At 70.8% G+C, this 14,133-nt stretch carries 12 protein-coding genes; 4 read left to right on the top strand and 8 right to left on the bottom strand.

Annotated features, from left to right (window positions below; translation table 11 throughout):
- A partial coding sequence (locus NBX02_RS11805; RefSeq protein ID WP_250291321.1) for a DUF4394 domain-containing protein occupies window positions 1-696 on the top strand: 696 nt, incomplete at its 5' end.
- Window positions 697-998: 302 nt separating this feature from the next.
- On the opposite strand, the gene NBX02_RS11800 is transcribed toward NBX02_RS11805, so the two are convergent.
- The 8 genes from NBX02_RS11800 to NBX02_RS11765 form a co-directional block, all read right to left on the bottom strand.
- Window positions 999-1,307 carry a DUF1876 domain-containing protein gene (locus NBX02_RS11800; RefSeq protein WP_250280490.1) on the bottom strand — a complete coding sequence of 103 codons (309 nt, stop codon included), beginning with the start codon at window positions 1,305-1,307 and terminating at the stop codon, window positions 999-1,001.
- 257 nt (window positions 1,308-1,564) lie between these two features.
- Complete coding sequence (locus NBX02_RS11795) at window positions 1,565-4,057, bottom strand: heavy metal translocating P-type ATPase (RefSeq protein ID WP_250280488.1); 2,493 nt, start codon at window positions 4,055-4,057, stop codon at window positions 1,565-1,567.
- A 163-nt stretch (window positions 4,058-4,220) separates the two neighbouring features.
- Window positions 4,221-4,457, bottom strand: coding sequence for a heavy-metal-associated domain-containing protein (locus tag NBX02_RS11790; protein ID WP_250280485.1), 237 nt, complete (start codon window positions 4,455-4,457; stop codon window positions 4,221-4,223).
- A 193-nt stretch (window positions 4,458-4,650) separates the two neighbouring features.
- Window positions 4,651-4,941 carry a metal-sensitive transcriptional regulator gene (locus tag NBX02_RS11785; protein WP_250280484.1) on the bottom strand — a complete coding sequence of 97 codons (291 nt, stop codon included), beginning with the start codon at window positions 4,939-4,941 and terminating at the stop codon, window positions 4,651-4,653.
- 156 nt (window positions 4,942-5,097) lie between these two features.
- Complete coding sequence (locus tag NBX02_RS11780; protein WP_250280481.1) at window positions 5,098-6,522, bottom strand: DUF234 domain-containing protein; 1,425 nt, start codon at window positions 6,520-6,522, stop codon at window positions 5,098-5,100.
- Between the two features lie 267 nt (window positions 6,523-6,789).
- Window positions 6,790-8,319 (bottom strand): MFS transporter, encoded by a 1,530-nt coding sequence (locus tag NBX02_RS11775; protein WP_445548385.1) that lies wholly within the window; start codon window positions 8,317-8,319, stop codon window positions 6,790-6,792.
- A 319-nt stretch (window positions 8,320-8,638) separates the two neighbouring features.
- Window positions 8,639-9,505 carry a hypothetical protein gene (locus tag NBX02_RS11770; RefSeq protein ID WP_250291319.1) on the bottom strand — a complete coding sequence of 289 codons (867 nt, stop codon included), beginning with the start codon at window positions 9,503-9,505 and terminating at the stop codon, window positions 8,639-8,641.
- A gap of 514 nt (window positions 9,506-10,019) precedes the next feature.
- Window positions 10,020-10,592: an NADPH-dependent FMN reductase gene (locus NBX02_RS11765; RefSeq protein WP_250280476.1), complete on the bottom strand. Its 573-nt coding sequence runs from the start codon at window positions 10,590-10,592 to the stop codon at window positions 10,020-10,022.
- 122 nt (window positions 10,593-10,714) lie between these two features.
- Here NBX02_RS11765 and soxR point away from each other — a divergent pair, with 122 nt between their 5' ends.
- The 3 genes from soxR to NBX02_RS11750 all read left to right on the top strand — a co-directional run bounded on the left by soxR (window position 10,715) and on the right by NBX02_RS11750 (window position 14,007).
- A complete protein-coding gene (gene soxR / locus NBX02_RS11760) occupies window positions 10,715-11,170 on the top strand; it encodes a redox-sensitive transcriptional activator SoxR (RefSeq protein ID WP_250280474.1) in 456 nt (151 codons plus the stop codon).
- A gap of 195 nt (window positions 11,171-11,365) precedes the next feature.
- Window positions 11,366-12,751: a M20/M25/M40 family metallo-hydrolase gene (locus NBX02_RS11755; protein ID WP_250280472.1), complete on the top strand. Its 1,386-nt coding sequence runs from the start codon at window positions 11,366-11,368 to the stop codon at window positions 12,749-12,751.
- 656 nt (window positions 12,752-13,407) lie between these two features.
- Complete coding sequence (locus NBX02_RS11750; RefSeq protein ID WP_250291317.1) at window positions 13,408-14,007, top strand: LppP/LprE family lipoprotein; 600 nt, start codon at window positions 13,408-13,410, stop codon at window positions 14,005-14,007.
- Window positions 14,008-14,133: the final 126 nt, after the last annotated feature.

Here is a 14,133-nt window from a genome sequence, read left to right as displayed (position 1 = left end):
GGCGGCAGGCTGGTCCCGTTCTCCACCCGGTCCCCGCAGCGCGCGGGGGCGGGGGTGCCCGTCACCGGGCTCATCGGCCAGGACACCTCGCTCATCGGGATCGACTACCGGCCCCAGGACGGGCTGCTCTACGGCGTGGGCAACGGTGGCGGCGTCTACACGCTGAACACCACCACCGGAGTGGCCACCGGAGTGTCCCACCTGGGTGGCCCGCCGTCCGGTTTCACCTCCTTCGGCGTCGACTTCGACCCTGTCGACGGCCTGCTGCGCGTCGTCAGTGACTCGGGGCTGAACCTGCACCACGATGTCGTCACCCATGTGACGACCACGGACACCCCGTTGTCCGCCCTCGGTGCCACCGCCGTCGCCTACACCAACAACGACAGCGACCCGGCGACCGGCACCACGCTGTTCACCATCGACACCAACCTCAACCAGCTGGCGATCCAGGCGCCGCCGAACAGTGGCACCCTCACCACGGTCGGCGCACTCGGCGTGGACCCGGCTCTCAACGCCGGTCTCGACATCTACAGCACGGTCTCCGGGGGCACCTCCGTCGACGCCGCCGGGTTCGCGGCGCTGTCGGTCGCCGGTCAGTACGGCCTCTACTCGGTCAACCTGCTCACCGGGCACGTCAGCCTGATCGGGCAGTTCCCGGCCGGGACCGCGGTCTCCGACCTGGCCGTGAAGCCGTAACGACAGTCCTCGTTCACGGCTCTTCCCCGTTCGCGGCCCGTTCGCGGCCCCCGGTCGATCACGGACCGGGGGCCGCGTCGTCTCCCCGCCCAGCGGCCCCGTCCCAGCGCCCGGTCATGAGAACGAGTAGGCATACGGCTGCCGGAGCGGCCGGCTGTCCCTCGTTCCCGTGATCTGATGCGTTGAACTACTGCCGCATCGCTGTGGTCAACGCTGTTGACGGCATTGCCGCAACGATTTGATCTTCAGGGCGGCCTCGCGGCCGGACGGGGATTGACCGCGGGGCCGCGGCTCGGCCGCCGTCAGGGGCGGATGCCCTGGTGGTGCTGCGGCATGCGCAGGCGGGCCGTCTGGTGGGTGACCGCCTCGATGTCGCCGGCCGCGGCGTCGAGCAGCTGATACGCCAGCTCGGACAGTGCGCGGGAGACCGCGACCTCGTCGCCGATTTCGGGAATCTCGGTGTCGGCGGGATGCCGCCGCGCGTGCCCGACACCCCGCAGCCCGCGTCCGGCGTCCGCACGCGGCCCCGTGTGCAGGGCCGCCTCCGCGCGGGTGTGGCCGTCGTCCTCGATCAGGAACACGTCGACCGTCCATCGCTTGGTACGGGTCATGACCGGTCGCCACCTTTCTCAACAGATCTCGCCTCGGCGGATCCTGCGGAGAGCTCGTCAGCGGGCCCCGGGCCACCAGCGGTACACAGCGGACATCACCGTGTCGCCTGGTTGGTCCTTCGGACCGTGTCGCCTGGTTGGTCCGTCCGGCTCGGCTTCTCCCAGCCTGACACGGCTCGACAGCTGCCGCGAACGGCCTTCCACGTCAGATTGTGATCATTTCTTCACGCTGGCGGTGTCTCGGTGGTATCACCGCCTCACGCGGGCGAGGCGGCGTCGCGGCCGGTGGGGCGGAAGCGGCGCAGCCGCAGCGAGCTGGAGACGACGAACACGGAGCTCAGCACCATGGCCGCGCCGGCGATCATGGGGTTGAGCAGGCCGGCGGCGGCCAGTGGAAGGGCGACGACGTTGTAGGCGAAGGCCCAGAACAGGTTGCCCTTGATGGTGGCCAGGGTGCGCCGGGACAGCCGGACGGCGTCCACGGCCGCGCCGAGATCCCCGCGGACGAGGGTGATGTCGGCTGCCTCGATCGCGGCGTCCGTCCCGGTCCCCACGGCCAGGCCCAGATCGGCGCGGGCGAGCGCGGCGGCGTCGTTGACCCCGTCCCCGATCATCGCGACGACCCGGCCCCGCGCCTGCAGCCGGGCGACGACGTCGACCTTGTCCGTGGGCAGTGCCTCGGCGATCACCTCGTCGATGCCGGCCTGCGCGGCAACCGCGTGGGCGGCCCGGGCGTTGTCGCCGGTGAGCAGGACCGGTGCCAGGCCGAGGCCGCGCAGCCGGCGGACCGCGTCCGCGCTGCCGGGCCGGAGCGTGTCGGCGACGACGAGCACCGCGCGGGCGGCACCGTCCCAGCCGGCGAACACCGGCGTGCGGCCGTCCCGTTCGGCGGCCCGGGCCGCCTGTTCGAGATCGTCGGGGATGCGCATCGACCACTCGTCGAGCAGGCGACGACGACCAGTGACGATCTTCTGGCCGTCCACCGTCCCCCGCACGCCGAACCCGTCGATGCTGGTGAAGTCCTCGACGTCCGGCAGCTCGCCGAGCCGTTCCCGCGCGCCGTGGGCGATCGCCCGCGCGATCGGGTGCCCGCTGGCCGCCTCGACCGCGCCAACCAGCCGCAGCACCTCGTCGACGCCGGCGCCCGCGCCGCCGGTACCACCGCCGGTGCCACTGCCGGTGCCACTGCCGGTGCCGGTGCCGGTGGCGTCGGATGTGACGACCGTCAGCAGGCTCATCCGCCCGGTGGTCAGTGTCCCGGTCTTGTCCAGGACGACGGTGTCCACCCGCCGGGTCGATTCCAGCACCTCCGGCCCTTTGATCAGGATGCCGAGCTGGGCGCCACGGCCGCTGCCGACGAGCAGTGCGGTGGGGGTCGCCAGGCCGAGCGCGCACGGGCAGGCGACGATCAGCACGGCCACCGCGGCCGTGAACGCCGCCGTCGGCCCCTCGCCGAGCGCGAGCCACACCGCGAGGGTGACGGCCGCGAGGCCGATCACGACCGGGACGAACACGGCCGACACCCGGTCGGCGAGCCGCTGGACCGCGGCCTTCCCGCTCTGCGCCTCGACGACCAGTTTCGCGATCCGCGCGAGCTGGGTGTCCGCGCCCACCCGCGTCGCCCGGACCACCAGCCGGCCGTCGGTGTTCACGGTGGCGCCGGTGACCGCGTCACCCACGCCGGCCTCGACCGGCACCGACTCACCGGTGAGCATGCTCGCGTCCACCGCGCAACGGCCCTGCTCCACGACCCCGTCGGTGGCGATCTTCTCGCCTGGGCGCACCACGAAGCGGTCGCCCACGGCCAGCTGCTCCACGCCGATCCGCCGCTCCTGACCGTCGCGCAGGACCGTCACGTCCCTGGCGCCGAGCTCGAGCAGTGCCCGCAGCGCGGCGCCGGCCCGCCGCTTGGCGCGTGCCTCGAAGGAGCGGCCGGTGAGGATGAGCGTCGTCACCACGGCGGCGACCTCGAGGTAGACGCTGTCCGCGCCGCCGCCCCGGTCGGCGGCTGACGCGGCGGGCATGACCATGCCAGTCATGCCCTGCGTCCCCACGTGACCGAAGAACAGGGCGTACAGCGACCAGCCGAACGCCGCGAGCGTGCCGATGGAGACCAGTGTGTCCATGGTCGCCGCGCCGTGGCGCAGGTTCGCCCACGCCGCCCGGTGGAACGGCAGGCCGCCCCACAGCACGACCGGGGCCGCCAGCGCCAGCGACAGCCACTGCCAGTTGTCGAACTGCAACGCCGGCACCATGGCGAGCAGCAGCACCGGCAGGCTCAGCACACCGGAGACGATCAGTCGTAGCCGCCGCGGGCCGACGCGCCTCCCCCGCTCCGTCGCGGGGTCCGCCGCCGCGGCGGCCCGGCCCGCTTCCGCGCCTCCTTCTCCTTCCTGTTCCTGGCCCGCGGCCCGCCGCGCCTCGTCCGGCCGGACGGTTCGCGGCGGACGGCCCGGCCCGCCGCCCCCGGCCGGAGGCGCCGGGAGGAGGCGCATCGCCTGTGCCGCCCGTGGTGGCTGGGCGCGGTAGCCGATCCGCTGTACCTCGGTGACCAGGTCGGCCGGGGTGAGCCGGTCCGGGTAGACGACGTGCGCGCGCTCGGTGGCGTAGTTGACGGTGGCGGTCACACCCTCGAGCCGGTTGAGCCGCTTCTCGATGCGCGCCGCGCAGGACGCGCAGGTCATCCCGCTGATCGACAGATCGATCTCGTGGACGCCCGAGGGCGGCACGGCATCCGCGGTCACGCTCATCGCGCTCGTTCCTCCGTTCCCGCTCGGCCGGCGCGCCCTGCCGAGGTGCCTCGGTGCTGTGGCGTGCCCGCCTCGATGCTGCCGGCCGATGCCGCTGGTTCTCGCCGGCTGGTTCTCGCCGGCCGGCTTCTTCCTGGCCGGCCGGCCCTGCCGCCGATCGGCTCTACTGGCGGCTGGCGCTGGCGCTGGCGTTGGGGCTGGCGAGTTCGTAGCCGGCATCGTCCACGGCGGCCCGGACAGTGGTCTCCGCCAGCGGCTGTTCGCTGATCACCGTTACCGCGCCGCTGTCCAGGTCCACCCGGACGTCGCTGACGCCCGGGATCCGGCCGATCTCGGTACTCACCGCGCCGACACAGTGCGAGCAGTTCATGCCGACAACGGTGTAGGTGGTCGTGGTCACAGTTGGTCCTTCCGGAAGGCATGATCGACTGCGGGGTGCGCCTGGCGTCGTCGGTGGTGCACAGCCACGTCCCTTCCGTGGCCCGTGCCGCCTTTCGCCGTCCACGCCCGGGGTTTGCCGGACGCGGGGACGAGCGCCGGGCGCGGTGGAAGCGTGATCATGTCGTTGGGTGTCGTCGTGTTGTTGTGGGCGCTCAGGAGCGGAGCAGGCGGGCGATCGCGTCCGAGGCCTCCCGTACCTTCTGGTCGGCCTCCTCGCCGCCGGCTGCCGCCGCCTGCACGAGGCAGTGCGCCATGTGCGCGTCGAGCAGACCGAGCGCGACCGAGCGTAGCGCTTTCGTCGCCGCCGAGACCTGCGTCAGGATGTCGATGCAGTACTCCTCCTGCTCGACCATCCGTTGCAGGCCGCGGATCTGGCCCTCGATGCGCCGCAGCCGCTTGAGGTAGTCGTCCTTGTCCCCGATGTAGCCGTGGCCCGCGCTCATCCGCACCTCCACCCACTCATACCCTCCAGGGGTATCTACAGCGGTAGCGACTCTATACCCATAGGGGGTATCGGTAAAGGCGTGGCGGCCGTGTCGCGCCGAGGACAAGATAGTCAACGATGTTGACGGCATCCCGCCGGTTTTTTACTCCGTGTATCAGGGACGCCACGCCGCGAGCAGATCCTCGGGGCCGAGAGTGAGAATCCCGTCCATCGTCGTCGCGGCGCGGGTCACCGCGAGCAGCGGGGTCGAGTCGTCGGCGCCGGGCAGCCGGGAGCGATGGGCGACGAGCTGGGCCAGATCGTGCGGGTCGAACGCGCGGTTGTTCAGCCACTTGATGGAGCCGACCAGGGTGACGCGCCTGGCGACCGGTGCCCGGTCCGCGCCGACGATGTCGATCTCGGGGTTGTTGGTCCGGGTCCAGTAGCCGCCGATGACGTTCGTCCCGTCCGGCAGCGGCCCGGGAGGCAGACGCCGCAGCGACTCCCTGATAACCGGCTCGATCGCGCGGCCGCGCCAGGTGCTCCAGGACGACGCGATCCTGGCACGGACCAGGTCGCCACGACCACGTTCGATCTCGGCGAGATTGGGGCCGAGAAAGGTCAGCCAGAATCGCAGATACGGGTCGGCGACCACATACCGGGTTTCTCGGGATGGCTGGGTCGACAGCGGGACCATGGCCTCGACCAGGCGTTTCGTGGTCAGCAACCGAAGCGCCCGGCTCAGCGAGCCGGCCGGGATCCCACCCGCGGCCCGTCCGATCAGTGAATAGGTCCGTTCGCCGGAGCCGATCGCGCCGAGAATGTCGCGGGCCTGCGCCTCGACCGGGAATTCGGCGGCGAGCGCCCGCTCGGCACTCACCAGCAGCGCCGAGGTCGGATCCGCGAGAGCCTCGCTCAGATAGCCGTCGACCGGGACGCCGGCCGGCCACTCGTCCAGGATCAGCGGCAGCCCGCCGGTGATCAGATAGGCGTCGAAGGCGTCGGCGGGCGGGAGACCGAGCATGTCGGCGACATCGGCCGGGTTGAGCGGCGGGATCACCATCTCGGTGGCGCGCTGGTGGAACGGCCGGCCGTAGCTGTTCAGCGCCTCCATCATCGCCAGGTCCGAGCCGATGCACAGCAGCAGCACCGGCCGGTGGGACAGTTCGCGGTCGAACAGCTTCTGCAGCGTGCCTTCAAAACCCGCGTCATTAGTGATCAAATATGGCATTTCGTCAAGAATCACGACGCATACCCGGTCCGTCGGGAGCGCGTCGGCGAGCAGGTGCAGTGCCGCGTCCCAGGACCGGGGCTGTTGATCGTGAAAGGTGTCCGCGCGCGGCAGGGTGGAGCCGCGGACCGCTTCGGTGAACAGCCGCAGATCCGTCGCGGTGTCGGGCTGGGCGGAGGCGGTGAAGAACACGTACGGGACCCCCGCGCGCGCGACGAACTCCTCGGCAAGCCGTGACTTCCCGACGCGGCGTCGTCCCCGCATCAGAACCGCCCGGCCCGGACGACCGGCCCGCCCCCCGGATTCGACCCGTTGCAGTATCCGGCCCAGCGCCGCGAGCTCTCGATCACGCCCGATGAACCCGGTCACACACATCCCCTCGGTAGACGCTCATCCAAGATACGCTCATGAATGAGAGCATCTTGGATGAGCGCGAGGCGTATGGCAGCCCGCCACCCGGCCGCTGCGTCCGCCGCCGCCGCGGTGCCCTCGGCGAACATGCGCAGTCCCCGCGGCTATCGATCCCGGTCGGATGGCCGGGCGCGCCCCTTGATAGTCAACGCCGTTGACGGCACCGGCCCGCGATTTGATCTTCTGGTTCCGATGGTCACAACATTAGGATCATCAATATTCAGATCATGATGCCGGACGGGTGGGGCGCATCAGGACGAGGACGAGGACGCCGGCGAGCAGGCCGGCCGCGGCGGCCACCGCGAACGCCCCCTGGACACCGGTCACCGCCGAGGCGTGCACGGCGGTGTCGAGGGCGTGCCGGGTGCTCGGCGGGGCCGTGTGCAGCAGCGACGCCGTCTGGCCGCCGGCGACCGCGCGGGCCGTGCGGGCCGCGTCCTCGACGCCGCGCCCGGACAGGCTGCGCTGCGCGCGGGCGGCGAACACGCTGCCCAGGACGGCGATACCGAAGGCGAAACCGAGCTGCCGCGCGGTGTTGACCGCGCCGGCGGCCATGCCACCGCGCCGCACGGGCACGAGCGCCATCGAGACCGAGCCGAGCGCGGGCGTCACGATCCCCACCCCGATGCCGATCACCACGAAACCGGGTATGAGCGCCGGCCAGCTCGCCGAGCCGTGGACGAGCCCGGCGGCGAGCGCGTCGCCGAGGCCGACGACCAGCAGGCCGCCGCCGAGGATCCGGTCGGGCCGTACGCCGTGCAGGAGGCGGCCGGTCGACGCCGAGACCATGAACGCCATGACCGACAGCGGCACACCGGTCAGCCCGGCCTCGATGGGGCTGAGACCGACCACGGACTGCAGCCAGATCGAGGTGTAGGCGAACGCGGAGAAGGCGGCGAACGTCAGCAGGACGCCCGTGACGAGCACCCCGACGAACGCGCGGTCACGCAGCAGCGCGAGGTCCAGCATGGCGTGCGGCGACCGCGACTCGATGCCGGCGAAGAGGGCGAGCAGCACCGCCGCCAGCGCGAGCAGCCACCAGGTGAGCGCGTTGGACCAGCCCTCCTCGCTCGCACGGATGATCGCGTACGTCGTGCCCGCCGCCGCCGCGGTGAACGTGACCATGCCGGGGACGTCCACCCTGCTGTGGGCGGGCTCGTGCGCGTCTGTGAGCACGAACACGCACAGCACGATGGCGATGACGCTGACCGGCAGGTTGACGAAGAAGATCCACCGCCAGGACACGCCCTCGGTGAGCAGCCCGCCGATGATCGGGCCGATGGCGGCGGACGCGCCCGACACCGCACCCCACAGGCCGTAGGCGCTGCCGCGGTCGCGTCCGGTGTAGGAGCTGTTGAGCAGCGCGAACGTCGTCGCGAACATGGCCGCGGCGCCGACGCCCTGTACGGCGCGTGCCGCGATGAGCGCCGCGGGGCTCGGCGCGATGCCGCACGCGAACGACGACGCCGCGAACACCGCGAGCCCGACGACGTAGGCCCGGCGGTGGCCGACGAGGTCCGCGATGGAGCCGGTGCCGAGGACGAGCGCGGCCAGCGCGAGCGCGTAGGCGTCGACGACCCACTGCAACGCGGCGAACGACGCGTCGAGGTCGACCACCATGCCCGGCAGGGCGACGTTCACGATCGTCACGTCGACCAGCAGCATGAAGGTGCCGAGACAGACCGTCAGCAGCGGCAGCCACTTACGTACCCGTCCCGTCGCGGGCCCGCTCGCGGCCCCGTCCGTCGACCGGATCGCCGGTCCCGTGGGCGGGGGAGGGAGAGGGAGAGAGGGAGAGGATGGCTCCGTGCCGGTGCCATGACTGCGCTGCGTGTCAGCCTCCTGTGTCAGCGGAACAGCTGTGGGCCACACCCGTGCCCGTCGACAGGAGCCGACAGGCGCACCGGCACCGGCATCGGCTGTTCGGCGATCATGACAACCGTCGAACAGCCGATCAGCGGTCCTCGACCGCGGGCGTGGTCCGTACCAGGGGACTCAACCTAGTGGAAGCCGAGCGCCCTGTCGGAACAGGTACCTTGCCGGAAGCCACGGTGTCCTGGGGAGCCGCGGCGCCCTAGAAGTTGCAGTGCCCGTCGCCGCGGCCGAAACCGGGGCGGGCCACGTCGAAGTCCAGCCGGTTGTCCGGGCCGCTGATGCGCGGCAGATCGTAGACGCACTGGTGGCCGGTTGCCGTGTCGTCGACGGTGACCCGCTGCGCCCCGGCGTACATCGCCCCGCTGGTCCAGTCCGTGCCGTTGCTGTAGGTGACCGCGAAGGAGGAGATCGGGTAGTCGGCGGAGGAGCGGGCGTCACCGCCGAAGATGGTGAACTTGATCTCTTTCGCGGCCGGGGCCGCCCCGTTGCGGGTCACGGTGCCGATGATCCGGGTGGTGCCCGGATCCGCGAGAGTCACGAGTTTGATCGTTCCCACGTGGTAGGAGTAGGTCCAGCCGTTCGCCCGGTAGTTGAAATAGTCCACGTAGAAACGGGAGTGGACGTATTCCTGGTCGAGCGCGACGTCCGGGTAGAACTCCAGCGAGAGCCCGGCGGTTCGGGCGCCCCAGTCGGTGCGCAGCGAACCACCATTGACGTAGTCCGGCTGGACGTCGGGCATGAAGTATCCGTGCGGAAAAAGAATACCCTGGCCGGTTGCGAAGCGCGTGTAGGTGGTGTAACTACCGCGTACCTCACAGGCGTTTATGAAGGTGTCGCCGGTGCCGGTCTGCGGATTGTAGTTCTGGCATGGCAGGTACGGCTGCGCGGTCGAGCCGAGGACCAGGTCGACCCCGACCGCGCCCGAGATGGGGACCGCCTGTCCGTTACGGTCGGTGAAACCGCTGAACGGAACGGCGACGCCGAGGCCGCGGGAGGAGTCACGGCCGTACTGGGTGGAGTCCGCGGCCTGGGCCGGTGTGGCCTGAGCGAGCAGGATCACAGCCACCGAGATGACTGTGAGCGTCGTGACGCGGCCCCGGCCACCCGCCACGCCGGGACGAAAGCGAACGCGAACACCGCGAGCCGCCGGAAAACGAGTCCGGCGGATGGGCGACCGGCACGAGTGTGTCATCATCCTCGCCTTGTCTCCAGAGGGTGGGACACAGTGTGCCAGCCGCCGCCGTGGTACGTGCGGAGATGGACGTCGCGGCAGCCCAACGCCTGCAAAATTTACATTTCGGAGCGATGAACGACAGGCTCCGGCGAGCAGCAACGATCATCATGAAGATGAATTCTTATAATGATCCCGATGCGCTCCCGCGCGGTAATTCCGCAGGTCCCGGGATGAGGCGGTGGGAAGGGAGCGGGGGAGTGGGGGAGCCGGCCGGCGGGCGGCTGAGCCGGGGAGATCGACGCCATGGGCGGCAGGCGCTTGGGCCGGCTCCGCCGGCCTGCCCGGCCTGCCCCGCCTGCCGGGTAACGACGGGCGAGGAGGCCGTCCGAGCGGGGCCCGAGCGGGATCAGGTGCCGTAGGGGCGGGCCGTCCGGGCGTCGCGCAGTGCCCGGGCCCACCACACGAGCTGGTCGAGCATGGTCTTGGCCGCGGTGCCCGGGCCGGTGGCGTCCTTCGGCTGGCCGGCGGCGTCGAACCTCTCCCGCACGTTGTGAAAACTGACCGTTTCGCGAATAGTTACCGCATGTAGTTCTGCGAATACCAAGCGAAGCTGTTCCACCGCGCGCAGCCCGCCGGCCAGGCCCCCGTAGGAGACGAGCCCGACCGGCTTGGCCTGCCACTGTGTGTAGTACCAGTCGATGGCGTTCTTCAGGGCGGCGGGATAGGAGTGGTTGTACTCCGGTGTCACCACGACGAACGCGTCGGCCGCGTCCAGCCGCGGGGCCAGCGCCGCCACCTCGGGCGGCGGCTGCCTGGTGAGCACGGCGGGCAGCCGTGCCTCGGCCAGGTCGACGACGTCGAGCGCCAGGTCGTCGCGCTGTTCGGCCTGACCGGTGAACCAGTTCGCCACCACGGGCGCGAACCGGCCCTCCCGCGTACTGCCCACGATCACGGCCAGCCGCAACTGATCTTCTGGCATGGCAGGTCCTCCTCGGTTCCCGGCGGTTTCCAACGGCACCACGACCGACGATCTTGTTGATCTCGTCCTGGACACCAGCCTGAGAGCTCAATAAAGGTTTAAGTCAAGCTACCGTGGTCCGCATGACACAGCCGGTCCGGAAAGTCCGGGAGATCACGGTCGGCGAGCTGGCCGCGCGCAGCGGTGTATCGACCTCGGCGCTGCGTTTCTACGAGTGGCAGGGCCTCATCCGCGCCCGGCGCACCCCCGGCAACCAGCGTCGCTACGGCAGGGACGTCCTGCGCCGGGTCGCCTTCATCCGCGCCTCGCAACGCGTCGGCATACCGCTCGCGACGATCCGGGACGTCCTCGCCGTGCTGCCGGAGGAGCACAGTCCCACCCGGGAGGACTGGGCACGGGCGTCCACCCGCTGGCGTGCGGAGCTCGACGCCCGCATCCGGCGGCTGGAGCAGCTGCGCGACCATCTCACCGACTGCATCGGCTGCGGCTGCCTGTCGATAGACCGCTGCGCGCTGGTCAACCCGTACGACGTCCTCGGCGCGCAGGGCGCGGGCCCGCGCTGCCACCTCGAGCCGTAGCCAGGGCGGGATCCTCTGCTCGCGGCGGGTAAGTCACGTTGTAGTCAACGGTGTTGACGTGTCCTCATCGATTTTTGATCTCCAAAAAAACCAAAAACCATCTACGACGGACCCGTAATGGCTACGCACTCGCCGCGGTCAGCTCCACAGGGTGCAGATGGGTGCCCGGGCCGGACGGGCTGGCAGACTGGTCTGATGGCGAGCAATCTCCCCGCGTCCGACGACATCCCCCCGGCCCGGCCACAGACCGCGGGCTCGGCAGCCGCAGGCCCAGCGCCGGTGAGCGCGGCCGCGCAGGACGAAGCCGTCGAGATCTGTCGTGACCTGCTGCGTATCGACTCGGTGAACCGGGGCAACGGCGACGGTAACGAGCGGGCCGCCGCCGAATACGTGGCGGCCAAGCTCGCCGAGGTCGGCCTTCAGACCACCATCCTGGAGTCCGAGCCCGGCCGTACCAGCGTCATCGCCCGGGTCGAGGGCGCCGATCCGCACCGTCCGCCGCTGCTCATCCACGGCCATCTCGACGTGGTGCCCGCGGACCCGGCGGACTGGCGGGTCCACCCGTTCAGCGGCGAGATCGTCGACGGCAGCCTGTGGGGGCGCGGCGCGGTCGACATGAAGGACATGGACGCGATGACGCTCGCGGTCGTCCGTGACCTGCTGCGTTCCGGCCGGCGGCCACCACGCGACCTTGTTCTTGCCTTTGTCGCGGACGAGGAGGCCGGCGGCCGGCTCGGGGCCCGCTGGCTGGTCGACAACCACCCGCACCTGTTCGCCGACTGCACCGAGGCGATCAGCGAGGTGGGCGGTTTCTCCTACACGGTCTCCGACGACCTGCGCCTCTACCTCATCGAGACGGCCCAGAAGGGCATCGCCTGGATGAAGCTCACCGTCGCCGGCCGGGCCGGGCACGGCTCGATGGTCAGCGACGACAACGCGGTCACGGCACTGTGCGAGGCGGTCGTGCGGCTCGGCCGGCACCGCTTCCCGATCGTGCTGACCCCGACCGTCCGGACGTTCCTGGACTCCATCGGCGACGCCCTCGGTATCGAGATCGACGCCGACGACCTGGAGACCACGATCGCCAAGCTCGGCCCGATCGCCCGGATGATCGGGGCGACCATCCGCAACACCGCGAACCCGACACAGCTCGACGCGGGGGAGAAGGTCAACGTCATTCCGGGGGAGGCCACCGCGCACGTGGACGGCCGTTTCCTGCCCGGCCAGGAGGAGGAGTTCCTCCGCCAGCTCGACGAGCTGATCGGCCCGGCCGTCCGGCGTGACTGGGTCGTGTTCGACCAGGCGCTGGAGACCGGTTTCGACGGTCCGCTCGTGGACGCGATGGCGGGCGCGCTGAAGGCCGAGGATCCGGCTGCCCGCCCGGTCCCCTACATGCTTTCCGGGGGCACCGACGCCAAGTCGTTCTCCCGGCTCGGTATCCGCTGCTTCGGTTTCTCGCCCCTGCTGCTGCCGCCGGACCTGGACTTCGCCGGCATGTTCCACGGTGTGGACGAGCGGGTGCCGGTCGAGTCGCTGCGGTTCGGCGTCCGCGTCCTCGACCGTTTCCTGGCCGCCTCGTAGCGCCGCGCGCGCTCCGGCCCCGCAGCGCGCCTACGCGCGGCGTCTCCTGGGCGCTTACATGCGGTGCCACCTCCGTGGTATCGCGCTCGTGGCATCGCGCGCGGACCGGTCTGGCCCGGGCGACCGGGCCGGTCTCGGGGTGGCCGGGCCGGTCTCTCATGGCCGGGACGGCCATGTCCGGCAGAAGACAGCGGAAACGCGCATGTGCCGCGTGTGGCTCACCAGCAGGGCGGACAGTCCAGATAACATGTGACGCGCCCGGGTGCCGTACCGTACCGGTTTGTTTCCTTTTCCGCCCCGGCTGTCCGCATCGTTGTAGGTGTCCGTATTCTTTCGTCCGTGCTCCGGTGGTTTTTGTGTTCCGATGGCTGTTCTTCCGACACCTGGTCGTGATACCAGGCATTCGTTTTACCTTTTCGTCGATTTATTGGCTGTCCCGGCTGGGCCGGCCAGAGACAGCCGGCCGGAGGCAGCGGAAGACGAATGGCCGAGTAGACGGGTGTGAAACGGGTATCCCCGCCAGCGGGTGCCCGGGTCACGGCGGGGAGCCGGCCCTGACACGCGGGCAGCGGGCAGGACAGGGAACGGACAGGACCGGGGAACGGGCAGGACAGAGCGTGGGCAAGGCAGAGAGCGGGCAGGGGAGAGGGGACGTCATGGCCTTTCGTCGTTGTCTTGTGGCCACCCTGGTGGCCGTCACGGTCGCGCTGACCGGGTGGGGTGACGGGCGTGTTCTCGCCGCGTCGGCGCCACAGCCGCAGCCACTCGGGCCGGGGACGTCCCTGTCCGTCGAGCCCGTGTCCGCACCGGTCTCCCAGGCCGCTTCCGGGGCTGACGGAACCGAGACGGCCGCCGTGGCGGTCGTCCGGGAGCACGGCTACACCCCCACCGGGACGGCCGGCTACCGCCCGGACAACGACCTCAGCGTGATTGTCGGACGGTGGACCGCCGCCGTGGACGGCCATCCCCAGCAGGCGTTCCTCTTCCACCGCGGCCGTCTGGTCGGCACCGGCACCCAGTTGCCGAGCGCGGCCGTCGAATGGCTGTGGTCCACCGGCGACGTCGTCGCGCTGTCCTACCAGCTTTACCGGCCCGATGACCCGCTGTGCTGCTCCACCGGGGGCGCGGCGACGGTGCGTTACCAGTGGAACGGTACGACGGCTGTTCCCCTCGATCCTGTCCCGTCCGCCGACTGGTCGGCCTCGGTAAGCCGACGGGGAGCGAGCGTCACGGGCTCGACGAGCACCGCGAGCTGACGGCCGGCACGGGCCAGCCCTTCTTCCGGGGCCGCGGGCGATGCGGTCAGGCGTACCCGCGGCTGCCGGAGCCGACGGCCACCGGCCCGCGGGATCCTTCCGCCGCATCCTCTTCCAGCCCGTTCA

It is taken from the genome of Protofrankia sp. CiP1_Cm_nod1 (assembly GCF_920888515.1).
Lineage (GTDB): Bacteria > Actinomycetota > Actinomycetes > Frankiales > Frankiaceae > Protofrankia.
This window is presented reverse-complemented; position numbering and strand designations above follow the sequence as displayed.